At 55.8% G+C, this 16,753-nt stretch carries 16 protein-coding genes; 7 read left to right on the forward strand and 9 right to left on the reverse strand.

What is annotated here, in order from left to right:
* Positions 1 to 217 precede the first annotated feature (217 nt).
* From AC1ECK_RS03560 to AC1ECK_RS03570, 3 genes are all read left to right on the forward strand, one after another.
* A complete protein-coding gene (locus AC1ECK_RS03560) occupies positions 218 to 454 on the forward strand; it encodes a SymE family type I addiction module toxin (protein ID WP_480315928.1) in 237 nt (78 codons plus the stop codon).
* 198 nt (positions 455 to 652) lie between these two features.
* Entirely contained in the window at positions 653 to 1,861 is a 1,209-nt protein-coding gene (locus tag AC1ECK_RS03565) for a DUF262 domain-containing protein (RefSeq protein ID WP_480315930.1), read from the forward strand.
* Complete coding sequence (locus tag AC1ECK_RS03570) at positions 1,818 to 3,290, forward strand: ATP-dependent nuclease (protein WP_480315932.1); 1,473 nt, start codon at positions 1,818 to 1,820, stop codon at positions 3,288 to 3,290. Before AC1ECK_RS03565 ends, AC1ECK_RS03570 begins: the two co-directional genes overlap by 44 nt.
* Before the next feature lie 78 nt (positions 3,291 to 3,368).
* Here the strand turns inward: AC1ECK_RS03570 and AC1ECK_RS03575 are convergent, their stop codons facing one another.
* The 8 genes from AC1ECK_RS03575 to dnaA form a co-directional block, all read right to left on the reverse strand.
* On the reverse strand, positions 3,369 to 4,181 hold the full coding sequence (locus AC1ECK_RS03575) for a hypothetical protein (RefSeq protein ID WP_480315934.1): 813 nt from the start codon (positions 4,179 to 4,181) through the stop codon (positions 3,369 to 3,371).
* Complete coding sequence (locus AC1ECK_RS03580; protein ID WP_480315936.1) at positions 4,174 to 5,463, reverse strand: DNA cytosine methyltransferase; 1,290 nt, start codon at positions 5,461 to 5,463, stop codon at positions 4,174 to 4,176. The genes AC1ECK_RS03575 and AC1ECK_RS03580 overlap by 8 nt, the downstream gene beginning before the upstream one ends.
* A 109-nt stretch (positions 5,464 to 5,572) precedes the next feature.
* A complete protein-coding gene (locus tag AC1ECK_RS03585; protein WP_480315938.1) occupies positions 5,573 to 5,788 on the reverse strand; it encodes a hypothetical protein in 216 nt (71 codons plus the stop codon).
* 81 nt (positions 5,789 to 5,869) lie between these two features.
* Positions 5,870 to 6,769 (reverse strand): hypothetical protein, encoded by a 900-nt coding sequence (locus tag AC1ECK_RS03590; protein WP_480315940.1) that lies wholly within the window; start codon positions 6,767 to 6,769, stop codon positions 5,870 to 5,872.
* Between the two features lie 40 nt (positions 6,770 to 6,809).
* Complete coding sequence (locus AC1ECK_RS03595; protein ID WP_480315942.1) at positions 6,810 to 7,262, reverse strand: very short patch repair endonuclease; 453 nt, start codon at positions 7,260 to 7,262, stop codon at positions 6,810 to 6,812.
* A 163-nt stretch (positions 7,263 to 7,425) separates the two neighbouring features.
* Positions 7,426 to 9,897, reverse strand: coding sequence for a DNA topoisomerase (ATP-hydrolyzing) subunit B (gyrB, locus tag AC1ECK_RS03600; protein ID WP_480315944.1), 2,472 nt, complete (start codon positions 9,895 to 9,897; stop codon positions 7,426 to 7,428).
* A 114-nt stretch (positions 9,898 to 10,011) separates the two neighbouring features.
* On the reverse strand, positions 10,012 to 11,115 hold the full coding sequence (dnaN, locus tag AC1ECK_RS03605; protein ID WP_074301176.1) for a DNA polymerase III subunit beta: 1,104 nt from the start codon (positions 11,113 to 11,115) through the stop codon (positions 10,012 to 10,014).
* A gap of 281 nt (positions 11,116 to 11,396) precedes the next feature.
* Complete coding sequence (gene dnaA / locus AC1ECK_RS03610; protein ID WP_480315946.1) at positions 11,397 to 12,983, reverse strand: chromosomal replication initiator protein DnaA; 1,587 nt, start codon at positions 12,981 to 12,983, stop codon at positions 11,397 to 11,399.
* Positions 12,984 to 13,365: 382 nt separating this feature from the next.
* Between dnaA and rpmH the strand changes: the two genes are divergently transcribed.
* From rpmH to yidC, 4 genes are all read left to right on the forward strand, one after another.
* Positions 13,366 to 13,500: a 50S ribosomal protein L34 gene (gene rpmH, locus AC1ECK_RS03615; protein WP_004198824.1), complete on the forward strand. Its 135-nt coding sequence runs from the start codon at positions 13,366 to 13,368 to the stop codon at positions 13,498 to 13,500.
* A 14-nt stretch (positions 13,501 to 13,514) separates the two neighbouring features.
* Entirely contained in the window at positions 13,515 to 14,015 is a 501-nt protein-coding gene (gene rnpA / locus AC1ECK_RS03620; RefSeq protein WP_480315948.1) for a ribonuclease P protein component, read from the forward strand.
* Positions 14,016 to 14,112: 97 nt separating this feature from the next.
* Positions 14,113 to 14,343 carry a membrane protein insertion efficiency factor YidD gene (gene yidD, locus AC1ECK_RS03625; RefSeq protein ID WP_480315950.1) on the forward strand — a complete coding sequence of 77 codons (231 nt, stop codon included), beginning with the start codon at positions 14,113 to 14,115 and terminating at the stop codon, positions 14,341 to 14,343.
* Between the two features lie 30 nt (positions 14,344 to 14,373).
* Positions 14,374 to 16,035 (forward strand): membrane protein insertase YidC, encoded by a 1,662-nt coding sequence (gene yidC / locus AC1ECK_RS03630; protein WP_480315952.1) that lies wholly within the window; start codon positions 14,374 to 14,376, stop codon positions 16,033 to 16,035.
* Positions 16,036 to 16,169: 134 nt separating this feature from the next.
* Here yidC and AC1ECK_RS03635 read toward each other — a convergent pair whose 3' ends face one another.
* Positions 16,170 to 16,580: an XRE family transcriptional regulator gene (locus AC1ECK_RS03635; protein WP_480315954.1), complete on the reverse strand. Its 411-nt coding sequence runs from the start codon at positions 16,578 to 16,580 to the stop codon at positions 16,170 to 16,172.
* Between the last annotated feature and the right edge of the window lie 173 nt (positions 16,581 to 16,753).

Consider the following 16,753-nt stretch of genomic DNA (forward strand, 5'->3'; position numbering starts at 1 on the left):
AGAAAATACATCGGATGCCTAATGACATAAGCAACAGTCACAGTGCATTACGTGTTATCGCGCACAACTGAGCGATTGGCCCGTTAGAAGATAGAAGAGGATGCGAAAGCGCCGAGCCAAGCATCAAGGACGACGAGGAAGGAGATGAAGCGCGGGACGCATGGGCTGCCACCCACACGACCCGCTGACCAAAACCAACTCAGACAAGGAGTTGATCATGGCTGACGCCAATCATAAAGCAGGTGCGCCCGTTACCCAACGGGTCTTGACCATTTCGTCACAAAGACGCCCACGGCCGATGAAAATATTCGCGGCGGCTCATACTTATGAAGACCTGCCACCGGCGCCTTGGATTCGACTTTCTGGCCGGTGGTTGGAAGAGGCAGGGTTTGAGATTAGTAGACAGATAAAAGTGGAGGTGCAAAGAGGAAGGCTGATCATTACGCCTTTGTGAGACAGCTAATGTGGTGTCAACGCGAGTTAGCCAAACCTAGCTGCCAGAGAATTCCTGAGTGGCAAGCGGTCCAGAACTCGCGCTGACACGCCGGATTCAATTTTTAACGGTTTATAATAAGCTCTACTTTAGAGGTACAGCTTTGCCGGCGACGTCGGCAACCTGCACGTAAAGCTCCAAAAAGCGGAGAGACCAATAATGCGCCTGATTCCATCGGACCCGGATGTTGAAACGATTGTCAATCGAATCACCCGGGGCGATCTCGACCTACAGCCAAACTTCCAACGCGGCGAGGTTTGGAGTGACGCAAAGAAGCGCAAGCTAATCGACAGCATTCTTCGTGATTGGCACGTACCACCAATCCACATTATTAAAGGGCAAGGCGGCGCCAAGGACGTGGTCCTAGATGGCCAGCAAAGGCTTTCAGCGGTCCGGGATTTTCTCAGTGATCGCCTAACTGTCAACGGGAAAGCAGAACCACTCGACGACCGGATCGTTGAGCTAAACGGTTTGAGATTTTCCGAGCTACCCGAGGAATGGCGACGGAAGGTGACCAGTTTCCCAATTCGTATTTTCAACATTGTTGATTACAAGCCCTCGGAGCCTAGCGAACTATTCTATCGGCTAAACCAGCCGACTGCGCTAACCGCTGCAGAGCAGAGAAATTCCTTTTTTGGTAAGCCACGTGAGCAGATTAAGGAGTTAGCGGATCTGATGGAAAAACGGAATCTTGACTCAGGATTCCTAGGTTTTTCAAATGCTCGTATGGCATATGACGACACACTTTCGCGTGTGTGCGTGGCCCTCGAGAGCGGGCTTGGTACAAAAACTGGGGCTACGTTATTGGCTGACCGATATCGCTCTGGCGAACCCTTCAGTGAGTCGGCCGTTCGGACCTGCGGGGAAGCCATTGAGTTAATGTCAAACGTACGCTCGGAATTGGCGCAGCCATTTGGTCTCAACAAAGCGAGTTTATTTTCATGGCTCGTCTTCCTTTGCCGAGCGCCGGTTGTCAATGGTGGGGCGAGCGCATCAACGTGGGCCGCATTTTTTAGTGAATTTGAGTCTGAGCGACTTCTGTACGGTTTAGGCGTAGTCACCGGACCGATCGAGAATCAAATTCGTTGCGACTTGTACGCCGTCTATAACGACCGCGTAAAGTCGCGAGTTGCAGACGTGAGCTCCGTGCTTCTGCGGGATCTTTCGCTATGGGGCGCGTACGCTTGTCAAAATAGCTTCGACGCTGAAGAGCTGCGAGACCCAGTTCGACGATTGAGGCAGCGCCTTTGGGAGTCGATGGATAGCAGGAGTCGTTCAATTGAGCGCACATTGATTGAGTTTGCTTCCGATGGGAGCACGTTCGATGAGACAGGCTCGAGCCGGAGATGTATGGACTGCCGCAATTAAGCGCAACGCAGGATCGCTGGCGCTTCGGAGCCTTACCACCACCAATGTGAGAGGCATTGGCGATGTAACCGTGGGATTCGACTCGCCAATGACCGCCATTTGTGGTGAGAATGGAGCAGGGAAGACTACGCTGCTGAAGACACTATATGCCGCATTAGTTGCGAGACAAGCGGCAGCGGACGGCGTTGTTCTCCGACCACAAGATGCAGCCAAACCCGTTGCCGCACAAGTAACCATCTCTTATCTCGCGACTGGAGAGACCCCCGCCGGCCGCCGCGAAATTGCTGAACCCGCAGAGTTAGCCGCCTTAGGACTTGGCGAGGACGGCAAGCCTCAAGTTATTTATTTGGATGCCGCGCGGGCTGCTCAAAGAGTTCGCTTCCTTGTTGAGCGCGATAATGACTTCCCCACCGCGCTGGAAGGCACGCCAAACGCCGAAGATGGCGCGGAGCTATTGCGCTTGCGCAGCGAGATAACCGGTCGTGGTTATACCTCTGCGCTGGTTTACGAGGTCGAAGATTATGCAGATGAACCGGCATTCCCATATTTCAGAGTGGTTTCAGGTCGATCAGCATATTGTTCAGAGGACATGGGCCTCGGTGAGCTTTGTGTAAATCACATCATTTGGGCATTGGAACGAGTTCGAGAAGATAGTATTGTTTTACTAGAGGAACCCGAATCGCACTTGCCGCCTCGGGCGCAGGTCGCGCTGATGAATTATGTTGCGGCCTGCTCGATTGAAAAGAGGTTAACGGTCGTAGTTTCAACACATTCCTCACACACGATGTCGCGCCTACCACGAGCTAATGTAACGTTGCTTGCGCGAAATGGCGGTCAGTTCATTTGTACGCCTAATCCGTTGCGAAGCGTTTTGTACGAAACACTCAGAATAGTCTCTGCGCGCGCGGCCTTGGTTATCGCTGAGGACCGTAGTGCCGCTGCGATGATCGGTGGCATGCTTCGTGTTCAAGACGAAGTGCTGTTTGAAAAACTAGAAGTCGGTTGGGTAAGCGGCTTTGGTGATATAGACGAAATACTCAAGCGCAAGCCGCTTGGACTGTCGAACATTGCGCTTATTGGAGTCTACGATGGCGATCAACAGGCTGCGAAGGGCCCGGGACCGTCCCATCTCTTTCTACCTGGCAACAACGATCCGGCGCACGATCTCGCTGATGCTGTTAAAGCGGCTCCGGAGATGTATACAGCGCTCTTTCCGGACGAGGTGAGAGGGGCAATACAGGTTGCCTTGGCGCATTGTGCTCAGGCTGACGCCAAAGATTACTTTTTAGATATCAAACGGAATTTAGACGAGCGGACAGACATCGCTGCACTCTATCGCTGTGCCGTGACAGTGTGGTTAGCCCAACCGGAAAATTTACATGCCGCACGCCAATTTACGGCTGCAATTAAAGAAAAACTGAGGCTTTAGCATCGCGAACAATATGTTCGCCACGACGACGGAGCACGCTCCGTCGTCCCTCGGGCGGCTATACCAAGTTTGAGTGCTTTATTTAACTTGCTGCGCGTAAAACTTCAAATCACGCTCGCTGATCGAACTCGCCGGCACCAGTTGATAATGCTTTTCATCTACAACGCGTATCGCACCGTCTTGTACCGTGAGCTCGAACATAGCAATACGGTCATTACTCATAAACTGGGCCGATACTGCACGGCAAATAAGATTCGGGAATTTTTCTGCACAGCAACGAACGTCTTGTTGTGTTTGGACTACGCCGTGCTTGTCGCTACCGCCCTTTGCTTGGACGGGCACGACAAACTGGCGGCCGTGGCGATCAATTCCAACGTAAATTTCGTCAATTTCAATTTGGCCGATCTCCTTTACAGTTGTCCGCAAATGGTTTTGCAAAGAGAACGCTGTAACGCCCAAGAAGACATCGACAAGTCGGTTGTAGCGCACCTTCGCCAATAGCGCCTGCTCATCAGTAAGCGCATATGCACCAATGATCTCAGGCGTTGCATCAGGAACTTTGATGGTTACGAGTTCCTCTCGAGGCACGATGCGATTCAATTGCACCTGTTTGAAGCGATAGCGAGCTCGGCCAGCACCCTCAATGATCCATTCTAGTCCTTTTGCCGCCGTAGCTCGAATGACTTCCGGCAGCTCGTTCCGATAGCGGAAGGAGTAGATTACGTCGCCCACATTTTTCGGTAGCTGAATATCAAGGCTTTCAGCAATAGCAACGAATTCGTCTCGCGTGAATTCAAATTCTTTTTCACGCCGATCATAATGATCGGCAAAAACACGCGCGATGATAGCCTGATACCGGTTTAACGGACGGACATTCATTTCCTTAGGCATAAACTTCGTCCGCCGATTCTGCCTCTGTGTTACCATTTTTTCGCGCGCGCTGCGCGATCGTATCTCGTGGTACGTCGAAATACTTCGCTGCGGCACCCATGTCGAAGCTTAGCAAGTCGGCATCGCCCTGCCGAAGCACTTTTTTGGGTTTCAACGGCGTAACGCCTAGGGCTTTTACTATCTCGCTCGCGATTGCCCGCCCTAACAGTGGTGGGACGCTATTGCCAATTTGCCTAAAGCCGTGCCACTTTGTTCCGTGAAATCGAAACCAATCGGGATATGAGTGCAGCCTAGCCGCCTCTCGGACTGTAATCACCCGTGGCAAAAAAGGATGAATAGGGCGTGGAGAAGTAAATGCTCCGCGTGCACTGTCAGTCCCAGCTCGGAGCGTATTACATAGACCGTCCGGCGGCAGCTTCCGAAAACGACTAACGGGCTCGGTCTTTCCGTGAGCGGTAGCTAGAAAGCGACTCTGTGACAGCGCCGTATGCTCTGTTCGCAGACTTGACGATAGTAAATCTGTCTCAAAAACTCGTTTGTAACTGTAATCCCCCGGATCATCCTCTAGGCCGCGAAGACGACGCGCGTACGCGGCATCCGTCTGCCATTTGGTGCGGACTGAATCGGTCATACTGAGTTCGTCGAAACTATCGGCGTCGGGTAAATCGCCTATCGCCTCCCAAACAGTGGCTCGTCGATCTGCGTACGTAGGGTATTGGGGCTGCACTAGGCCCCGACGAACTCCCACGATGAATAGGCGTTGCCGATCCTGCGGGACCCCAAAGTCAGCAGCATTCAGAACGCGGTACGGTGAAACGACATCGTAGTTAGCTTGATCAAGTGCGAAAATTAGCTCTTTAAGAAACTCTGCATGCTTGCCAAGCGTCAGTCCTTTAACATTTTCGAAAACGCAGTACTTCGGCTGAAGCTCTTTAACTATGCGAACGTAGTGGAAAACAAGTTGGTTTCGCGGGTCATCAAGCGCCCGCTTCCCGATCAGCGAAAATCCTTGGCACGGTGCGCCACCGAAAACCACATCAATGTCAACGTCGCCCAAACCTGCTTGCTGCCGAATATCTTCTCCCGTCACCGAGATAACGCTGGCGCAGATAGTCTTGGAATATGGGAAATTAAATTCGTGCGTGGCGCTATGAATTGGGTCAATTTCCACCGCCGCCGCAATATCAAATCCGGCCTGCTCGAAGCCGAGCGATAGTCCGCCCGCGCCGGCAAAAAGGTCGATCCCAATGGGGCGCCGCTTGGCCTTATTCGTGGAGGTCATATATTTGCTCGTTAATAGTGCTCTAAATCAATGCTACGGGACCGCAAAAAAGTCGTTACTCACCGCTCCACGACACGGACTGTAGCCCTTCTGTACGCCAACTCCAGTTTCACGAGATTTCACGTGATGTAAGCTTTTGTGCCGGTGAGGCCGGATTCTCAAACAGGCTCGCTTGTTTGCCATCTTGATGCTGGCTCACATACAGGCGCATGAACTGCCGCAACACGTCCGAAGCTTGGCAGTTTTGGGTATGACAAGCCGCTAGGAACGCTTCGCGGAGTTCCTTCTCGACTCTGATGCGAACACCAACGTCTTTGGATGACATGTTGCCAGTCTAGCAGATGGATACACACACGTGTATCCATTTTTTCTAACCAAGCGGAGCACCCTTATCTTGATAAAAACCTCAGGTTGTCATGAACCTCTCAGCCGCTGCCAACAGGTAGTGACGCTCTGCCACCTGCGTAACTTCGTCACCGTCGAACTTCAATTCGATCATCACAATAACCTCCTCATCATGTCGCTTAATGATTTGAGCTGAAACTGCTCTACATTCTAGGGCAGAGAAATCTTTCTTTTCCTTCTTAGTCTTCAGTGTTTTATCAGGCGGTGATTGGCAAAAAGTCACATCTTGAATAGTCTGAATAACCCCGATTTTATCTTTGTGACTCTTGGCCTGTACCGGTATTACGTAGTGTCGGCCATCTTTGTCAACACCAACGTACAATTCGTCGATTTCAATTTGGCCGTAATTGGGTATTTTTGTTCTTAGGTGATTTTGAACGGAGTACGATGTAATTCCCAAGAATGTATCGATTAATCGATTATATCGAATCTTCGCCAACAACGCTTGCTCGTCATCTTCTTTCGTATAACGAGAGATGATTGCGGGTGTCGCGTCTGGAATTAGTACTGGTTTCTCATCCGTGGCTGGGACAACGTAAAGTAGATTCGACATCCGAAACCGATATCGAGCGTCTCCAGCGCCTAGGATGATCCAATGCTGACCTTCTGTTTGAGTGTTTAATATTGCCTGAGGAAGTTTCCTGCGGTGGCGAAAAGTGTAAATAACATCCCCAATATTTTTAATTTTATTCTTTTTTATCTTCCCTTCGGCAAACAAATCATGTGCGGCATCTATCAATTCTTCTCGTTGAAAGAAAAATTCTCGGACGCCAGAGCTGTAATTTTTGAAGAAAACCCTCTCGATGATCTGCGCATATGCTGGTGCCTTTTTTTCTATCTCCTCGTCGTCGAGAATGTGGCTATCGTCAAATTCGATCTCGCTTGTATTTTTACTAGTCATATAAGTAAATTTATTCTATGAGACAGTGAAAATTGTTGATCTAGCAATCATTTTCCAAAAATCTGATGACCCGACTCAGCGCCGCCCCCGGATCTTTTAACTCACATTGCCAGACAATAAACGACATCCAGCCCATCCTCTTTAATTCCTCAACTACCGTTTTATCTCTTGCTACATTCATTTTGAATTTTGAATTCCAAAAATCTACATTGCTTTTGGGCGTTGTTGCATACCTACAGGCCTCATGTCTATGCCAAAAGCATCCATGCACAAAAATTACTTTCTTACGGCGTGAAAATACTATATCTGGTTTGCCAGGTAACGCACTTCCGTGTATGCGGTAGCGGTATCCCGCCGCATAGAGCAACTTTCGAAGCATAACTTCTGGTGCCGTATTGCGCTGATGTACCGCGGCCATGATCTGACTTCGTTTAGCGGGGGAGACGTGATCCATATCAGCTCCTGGAATGAACCTAGGACGAAATACTTCCATCCAACGTTTTCCTCACCGTCTACGAGGCGCTGCTGGTTGCCTTCGTATGTGGCGAGCAAGTGTTAATCTTCGGCTTTTAATGCGAAAAAGCCCAGCAAACACAATTCGCTGGGCTAGTCCGCAGTAGATACATCCTGATATGCTCTTTGAGAGCATGAAAGCATCAAACGTCAATATTCCCCGCCCTAAGCGCATTCGACTCAATAAACGCCCGACGCGGCTCGACATCATCCCCCATAAGAGTGGTGAAAATCCCATCAGCCGCAATAGCATCCTCAATCTGCACCCGAAGCAAACGACGAACATTGGGATCCATAGTCGTCTCCCAAAGCTGCTCAGGATTCATCTCGCCCAAGCCTTTGTAACGCTGCTTGGAAACATTCCGCTCAGCATCAGCAATCAACCACTTCATAGCGCTCTTGAAGTCGCTAACAGCCATACTCCGCTCACCCCGCTTGATCACAGCCCCATTACCAATCAGCCCCTTGAAGGTAAGCGCCGTATTCACAAGCTGCTGATAGTCAGCGGTCAACTGAAACTCTTCATCGAGAACAGAAACCTTCTGATTCCCATGATGCGTCCGCGACACGCGCAGCGACCTTAGCTCCCGCACCTGGTCATACATAGTCGTAACCCGCACTTCCGGCTTCAGCGGATCGTCCCTAAGCTTCTCCTCAAGCGCCTTAGCCGAAGCCTCAGCGGCCGCTTCACTGGAGAGATCAATAAGAACCCCATCCATGACAGCCTCGAGCGCCCCAGCGTCATACAACCGGCTCAACCGATCGACCACAGCCTGCGCGAGCAGATAAGACCGCGCAAGCTCACCCAACGCATCCCCAGCAATCGCCGTAGCATTCTCCGCCGGCACAAGCTCCGACCCATTGAGCGCGAGCTTGAGCATATGAGCATTAAGCTCAGCCCCATCCTTCAGATACCGCTCATCCTTACCAGCCTTGATCTTGTAAAGCGGCGGCTGCGCGATATAAATGAACCCACGCTCGATCATCTCCGGCATCTGCCGATAGAAGAACGTCAGCAACAGCGTCCGGATGTGCGCGCCGTCCACGTCAGCATCGGTCATGATGATGATGCGGTGATAACGCAGCTTCTCGAGGTTGTAGTCTTCCTTGCCGATCCCGCAACCGAGCGCCGTGATCAACGTAACAATCTGCTCCGAAGAAAGCAGCTTGTCATAGCGCGCCTTCTCGACGTTAAGCACCTTGCCGCGCAGCGGCAAAATAGCCTGAAACTTTCGATCCCGCCCTTGCTTGGCCGACCCACCTGCCGAGTCACCCTCGACGATATAGATTTCAGACTTAGCCGGATCCTTCTCCTGGCAATCCGCCAGCTTCCCAGGCAAACCAACGCCATCGAGTACGCCCTTACGCCGCGTCATCTCGCGCGCCTTGCGAGCCGCATCGCGCGCCCGCGCCGCATCCACAATCTTGCTGCAGATGATCTTGGCGTCGTTCGGCGTTTCCAGCAGGAATTCCTCGAGCGCCTTGGCGACCACATCCTCCACCGGCGCCCGCACCTCGGAAGAAACCAGCTTGTCCTTGGTCTGCGCCGAGAACTTCGGCTCCGGCACCTTCACGGAGAGCACGCACGACAACCCTTCGCGCATGTCGTCGCCGGAGGTCTCGACCTTCGCTTTCTTGGCAATCTCATGATCGGCGATGTACTTGTTCATCACCCGCGTCATCGCGGCGCGCAGGCCGGTCAAGTGCGTCCCGCCATCGCGCTGCGGAATGTTATTGGTGAAGCACAGCACGTTCTCGTTGTAGCTATCGTTCCACTGCATAGCCACTTCCACGCCCACGCCATCCTTCTCGCCGCTGATGTGGAAAATATTCGGGTGCAGCACGGCCTTGTTCTTGTTGATGTACTCAACAAAGCCCTTCACGCCGCCCACAAACGCGAAATCTTCTTCCTTGCCGGTGCGCTGATCCAGCAGGCGAATCCGCACGCCGTTATTCAGGAACGACAGCTCGCGAATCCGCTTGGCCAGAATGTCGTAGTGGTATTCGATGTTGCCGAAAATCGTCTCGTCGGCGAGGAAGTGCACTTCCGTGCCACGATTTTCGGTATCGCCGGTCACCTGAATCGGCGAGACGGCCACGCCATCGATCTCTTCGAGGATACGGTTCTGCGGCACGCCACGGTGGAATTCCATGAAGTGCTTCTTGCCGTCGCGGCGAATGGTCAGGCGCAGCCACGCCGACAGCGCGTTCACGCACGACACGCCCACGCCGTGCAGGCCGCCGGACACCTTGTAGCTGTTCTGGTCGAACTTACCGCCGGCGTGCAGCTCGGTCATTACGATTTCAGCGGCGCTGCGCTTCGGGTCGTGCTTGTCGTCCATCTTCAGGCCGGTCGGCACGCCGCGGCCGTTATCGGTCACCGAGACCGAGTTGTCCGCGTGGATGATCACCTGGATGTCGTTGCAATGCCCGGCCAACGCTTCGTCGATCGCGTTGTCCAGCACTTCGAATACGAGGTGGTGCAAACCGGTGCCGTCCGATGTATCCCCGATGTACATCCCGGGTCGCTTGCGGACCGCCTCCAGACCCTCGAGGATCTGAATTGAAGAGGCGCCGTAGCTGGTATCGGGTTGCGAATTGTTCAGTTCAGTCATGGATTTTTTCCGGTTCTGCGTTGCTGCTGGGTTGCTGCTCGGGACTTTTCAAAACACCATAAAAACGCCAAAGGGGCGCTGCGCCCCTTGGTGTTCTTCTTGATGTTGGACGCGTCAGATGCGCATCGGCATCACGACGTATTTGAATTCGTCGTTCTCGGGAATGGTGATCAACGCGCTGGAGCTGGCATCGCCCAGGCTCACTTGCAGCATGTCGACCTTCAGGTTCGCCAGCACGTCGAGCAGATACGTGACGTTAAACCCGATATCGACGCTGTCGCCGGTGTACGCAATTTCCAGTTCTTCCTGCGCTTCTTCCTGGTCGGCGTTGGTCGACATGATCTTCAACTGGCCCGGCTCGATGATGCAGCGCACGCCCTTGAATTTGTCCGAGGTCAGAATCGCTGCGCGTTGCAGCGAACGCTGCAGTTCTTCGCGGCCAATCAGGAACTGGTTCTTGTGCGACTTCGGAATCACGCGCTGGAAGTCCGGGAATTTCCCTTCCACCAGCTTCGACACCAGTTCGACCTGACCGAAGGTGAACTTCACCTGGCTCGGTGCAATGTCGATCTTCAGCGTGTCGTCGATATCTTCCAGCAGACGCTGCAGTTCGAGAATCGTCTTGCGCGGAATAATCACTTCCTGGCGCGCAAACGAGCCTTCGATCTTCATGGACGAGAACGCCAGACGGTGGCCGTCCGTTGCCACTGCCATCAACTGGTCGCCGTCCACCACCAGCAGCATGCCGTTCAGGTAGTAGCGAATGTCCTGCTGGGCCATGGAGAAATGGACCATGCCGAGCAGTTGGCGGAACGTCTTCTGGGGAACCACCAGGTTCGCGCCGAAATCTTTGGCTTGAGCGACGGTCGGGAACTCGTCGGCGGCCAGCGTCTGCAGCGCAAAGCGGCTCTTGCCGGACTGCACGGTGAGACGCTTGTCGTTCAGCGTCAGCGTGACCTGGCCGTCGGGCATGGCACGCAGAATGTCGAGCAGCTTACGCGCCGCTACCGTTGTCGCGACCGAATCGCCGCCCACGCCGAAGTCGCCGTGCGTGGTGATCTGCAGTTCGAGGTCGGTGGACAGGAACGACACGTCGGGGCCGTTCTTGGTAATCAGCAAGTTGGCGAGGATCGGCAACGTATGGCGGCGTTCGACGATGCCGCTCACGGTTTGCAGCGGCCTGAGGAGGTTATCGCGTTCGGTCTTGACCAGTTGCATAGAGTTCCTTCGTTGATGTGACGGCCTGCGCGCCTCGCTCGGCAATCCTGCACGCGGCCCCGGCCCCCGCCGGCGCTACGCTGCGCCAGTCACGGCGTACATCCGCCCTCAGCCGCCGGGCGGTTAAACCTGTATTGTGCCTGAAAACAGAAGCGCTCCCCTAAAATGGGGGCGAGTTCCGAAATAAACAGGTCGATTTTCGCTGCTTCCTGCCCAAATTTTGAGCAGCACCGCTGCGACTCCGAGGTTCTCCCCGGAGCCGCCCTCAGGTCAGCCCAGCCTTAGCCCTTCAGGGTCTGCTCGAGCACGTGCAGTTCGTGGTTCAACTGCGCGTCCTTGCTCCGCTCGTCGGCAATCTTGCGCACCGCGTGCAACACCGTCGTATGGTCGCGCCCGCCGAACAGTTCGCCGATTTCCGGCAAACTCTTCTGCGTCAGTTCCTTCGCCAGATACATCGCAATCTGGCGCGGCCGCGCAATGTTCGCCGGCCGCTTCTTCGAATACATGTCGGCGACCTTGATGCTGTAAAAGTCCGCCACCGTCTTCTGGATGTTTTCCACCGAAATCTGCCGGTTCTGCACCGTCAGCAGGTCTTTCAGCGCTTCTTTGGTCAGCTCGATGGAAATTTCGCGGCCATGGAACTTCGAGTACGCGAGGATCTTGCGCAGCGCGCCTTCCAGTTCGCGGACGTTCGAGCGCAGGTGCTTGGCGACGAAGAACGCCACATCCTCATTCAGGCTCACGCCTTCGGATTGCGCCTTGCGCATCAGGATTGCCACGCGCATTTCCAGCTCGGGTGGCTCGATCGCCACCGTCAGGCCCGAGTCGAAGCGCGAGATCAGCCGGTCGTCGATGCCCGATATTTCCTTCGGGTACGTATCGCTCGTAATGATCACCTGGGCCTTGTTGGCCACCAGCGCTTCGAACGCGTAGAAGAATTCTTCCTGCGTGCGCGACTTGCCCGAGAAGAACTGAATATCGTCGATCAGCAGCAGGTCGAGCGAATGGTAGTAGCGCTTGAAGTCGTCGAACGCCTTGCGCTGGTACGCCTTCACTACGTCGGACACATACTGTTCCGCATGGATATAACGAATCCGCGCGCCGGCCTTGTCCATCAACAGTTGATTGCCGATCGCATGAATCAGGTGGGTCTTGCCGAGGCCCACGCCGCCGTACAGAAACAGCGGGTTGTACGAGATGCCGGGGTTGTCCGCCACCTGGATTGCGGCCGCGCGCGCCAACTGGTTGGCCTTACCGGTCACGAAATTGTCGAAGGTCAGCACCGGGTTGAGCTTCGAGCGCTCGTACATCGAGTCGCTTTCGGCGTTGCCTTGCTGAGCGGCGCTCTGGCCCGGGCGCCACGTGCGGCGCGCCGCGGCGGCTTCGTTGGCGTCGAGGCTCGGCAGATCGAGGTCGGCGCCGTCGTCGGCGTCGTGCTGTTGCGCGCTGCGGGCGCCATTCCCGGCGTTTGAAGCGTACGCGGCAGCAGCGGCGCCGTTGCTGCGGGCGGCCTGCGCCGCCTGCACCGCGCCGACGGCCGCATCCACGGCAGCCGTGCTGCTGTTACCGGCAAATTGCGACGGACGCGCCGGTGCCGGCGCGGCAGCGGCGCGCATGCCGGCTTTCGGGTCGAGGACAAACTGGACATCGACAGGCGCGTGCCAAAAATCACGTGCCATATCGGAAATGCGGCCGGAAAACTGGCTTTTGACCCAGTCAAGCTTGAAGCGGTTGGGCGCTGCGATGCTCAGCGTGTTCGCTGCCGCGTCGAAGGCAACCGGGGCCAACGGTTTGATCCACGTCACATACTGCTGGGGCGTTAGCTCACGCTCTAGCAGTGCGGAACAGTGTTGCCAGAAATCGTTCATCGAGTTGCTGTCGTTATGTTTGCACGGCGGCCCGCCGGCGCCCCTGTTGCGGATACACAACAAGGCCCTGAGCGACCAGGCGAAACAGCTCCAGGCGCTTGTGCCACAAGGGTTTGCGGAGCAAGCGAGCCGGAGCGGCGTGCAGGATTTTTGGGAAGTAGGACGAGATTCTACCGCCAAAACAACCAGGAAAGGGAGTTATCCACAGGGACGGATCATTCGTCTGTCGCGGGCCCAGCCTGTGGAATACGTCGCTAAACTATTGACGACCAAAAGAAAACGGGTTTAAATAGCGGGTTCCGCGAAAACCAATTTTTGAACCACCGGCCATTGCACTTTCCGCGATGCTCGCGCGGTTATTTCTCTGCCAAGTGAGAGCAACATGAAACGTACTTACCAACCTTCCGTTACCCGTCGCAAGCGCACCCACGGCTTCCGCGTTCGCATGAAGACCGCTGGTGGCCGCAAGGTCATCAACGCACGTCGCGCAAAGGGCCGCAAACGCCTCGCCATCTAAGGCTGGCGAGCGGATTGCGCGCTCCGTCTGTGCAACCCGAGACCCGCGACAGCGCGGGAACGGCTGGAGCAGCGCAGCAACAGGGCTCGGTTCCGTTGCGAGCGCAAGCCGCCTTCCCCAAAGCCGCAAGGCTGCTAAAAACGGATGAATTCTCATCCGTTTTTCGTTTGCGCCCGTGGCGCCGCACCGCACACTTCGTTGTGTACGCCCGGCCTACCGGCAAGGACGCGCGCCTCGGCCTAGTAATCGGCAAGAAGTATGCGCCGCGCGCGGTCACACGTAATCTGGTGCGCCGTCTCGCGCGCGAGGCCTTCCGGCTGCGGCGCGCGGATTTCGGCGGTTGGGACGTGCTACTGCGTTTGCACACGCGCTTCGACAAGAAGGCAATGCCTGCCGCCTCGTCGCCGCCTTTAAAGGCGCTGTGCCGTAGCGAAATAGAGGCGTTGCTCGACAAGGCAGCGCGCGAAATTGCCCGTCGTGAGGCGCCACCCGCGGATGCGCCTGCGACGCAATGACGCTCATGGAGATGCTCGCGCGGCCCTTTAAGCGGTCCGGCCGCCTGAGCGTCGCCCGGTATCCTTTCTTGGGCGGCGCCGCCTGGCCGCACTAGTCATGCAAACGGTACTTTTCGCTTTATTGCGTTTCTACAAGGTTGCCGTGAGCCCTCTGCTCGGCAACCGGTGCCGTTTTTACCCTTCCTGCTCTGATTACGCGCGCGAAGCAATCCAGTATCATGGCGCCGCGCGTGGTAGTTACCTCGCCGCAAGGCGCCTGTGCCGCTGTCACCCGTTTTCGGCGGGCGGCATCGATCTTGTCCCGCCTCCCACTTCTGAAAAGCGCTGACGCGCCGTTCCATCGACACTGAGACAACGCATGGATATCAAACGCACCGTCCTATGGGTCATCTTCTTCATGTCAGCGGTCATGCTGTTCGACAACTGGCAACGCGACCATGGACGCCAGTCGATGTTCTTCCCGAGCGCCACGCCGACGCAAACCGCGGCCAGCGCTGCGCCGGGCACAACGACGCCGGGAACCCAGTCCGCGGACCTGCCGCAGACGAACACTTCCGCTCCGGGCAATGCCACAGCGCCCGCAGCCCAGGCCCAACTGATCCCGTTCACGACTGACGTCTACAGCGGCGAAATCGACACGCGCGGCGGTACGCTGTCCAAGCTGTCGCTGATCAACAAGGGCAACGGCACGCAGCCGGATCTCGTCATCACCCTGTTCGACCACACCGCCGATCACACGTATCTGGCGCGCACGGGTCTCTTGGGCGGCGATTTTCCGAACCACAATGACATCTACACGCCGGTCCCGAACCAGCCGCACGATCTGACGGGCGACGCCAAGTCGTTCCAGCTCAGCTTCGAATCGCCGGTCAAGGGTGGCGTGAAGGTCGTGAAGACCTACACGTTCACGCGCGGCAGCTACGTGATCGGCGTCGACACGAAGATCGTCAACGTGGGCACGGCGCCGGTGACGCCGACCGTCTATATGGAACTGGTGCGCGACAGCCAGCCGGTGGAAACGCCGCGCTTCTCGCACACCTTCATCGGACCGGCTGTCTACACGGATCAGCACCACTTCCAGAAGATGACGTTCAGCGACATCGACAAGAACAAGGAAGATTACGCGACCTCGGCCGACAACGGCTGGATCGCGATGGTCCAGCACTACTTCGCGACGGCATGGATTCCGCAACAAGGCGTCAAGCGCAACATCTATGTCGAGAAGATCGATCCGGCGCTGTATCGCGTGGGTGTGAAGGAACCGGTGCCGACCATTGCGCCGGGGCAATCGGCTGATGTGTCCGCGCGTCTGTTCGCCGGTCCGGAAGAAGAGCGCATGCTGGAAGGCATCGCCCCGGGTCTGGAACTGGTGAAGGACTATGGCTGGGTCACGATCATCGCCAAGCCGCTGTTCTGGCTGCTGGAAAAGATCCACAGCTATGTCGGCAACTGGGGCTGGTCGATCGTGCTGCTCACGCTGCTGATCAAGGCCGTGTTCTTCCCGCTGTCGGCGGCCAGCTACAAGTCGATGGCACGCATGAAGGCGATTACGCCGCGCATGCAAGCCCTGCGCGAACGCTTCAAGGGCGATCCGCAGAAGATGAACGCGGCGCTGATGGAGCTGTACAAGACCGAAAAGGTCAATCCGTTCGGCGGCTGTCTGCCGGTCGTGATTCAGATTCCGGTGTTCATCTCGCTGTACTGGGTGCTGCTGTCGTCGGTGGAAATGCGCGGCGCGCCGTGGATTCTGTGGATTCACGATCTGTCGCAGCAAGATCCGTTCTTCATCCTGCCGGTGCTGATGGCCGTCTCGATGTTCCTGCAGACGCGTCTGAACCCGACGCCGCCGGACCCGGTTCAAGCCAAGATGATGATGTTCATGCCGATCGCGTTCTCGGTCATGTTCTTCTTCTTCCCGGCCGGTCTGGTGCTGTACTACGTGGTCAACAACGTGCTGTCGATCGCCCAGCAGTACTACATCACGCGAATGATGGGGCAATCGAAGCCCAAGGCGGCGTAAGAAGCGCTACCGCCCGAGGGCTGGAAGCAAACCCGGCGGGTTTGCTTCCCCCACGGCAACAAGCGAGCTGCAAAAAAAGCCGCCCGGTGCGAAACCGGGCGGCTTTTTTACTGGGCGCGCGGTTCGCACGGGATTCACTCTTTGCCGGCGTCGTACAGGCTGTCGAGAAGTTCTTCGAGGAGATGGCGGCGCTTCGGATCGAGCGCCTCGATCTTCGAAGCAAGCTGGAGCGTTTCCGGTGTCAGCGGGTAGGTTTCGCCCGGGGCCAGCGGCTTGGTTTTCGTGCCGCCCACCGGCGGTGGCGGTCCATAATGAAGCCAATGCACACCTACGCCCAGCCAGTCGGCAAGCGTCTGCAGTTTATCCGGCGTTGGAATGGTTCGGCCCGTCAGCCACTTGTGCGCGGTCTGCGGCGACACAGGCGCCTCGCCGCGATGCAGCAGATTGAATTGCCTGGCGAGTTGAGTCCCGCCCTTGACGTTTTTCCGGGCAATCTGATCTTGCAGCCTTTTGGCAAACGCCAGTTTTTCTTTGGAGGTCGGCATGGACCAGATTGTGCAATCCGGCGCTCCATCAGTGGACAACCGTTTAGGCTATAAATTCGCGCAATTAAGCTATTTTTAGCCCAAGATAAGCGCCAGATAAAGCGTCGCGCAATTTCGGCGAGGTGGGCTTTTTTCCTTCTGCCGTGGACGTCTTGCGCCCCAAGCATCCATTT

This window comes from Paraburkholderia sp. SSBN10T, from assembly GCF_056619545.1.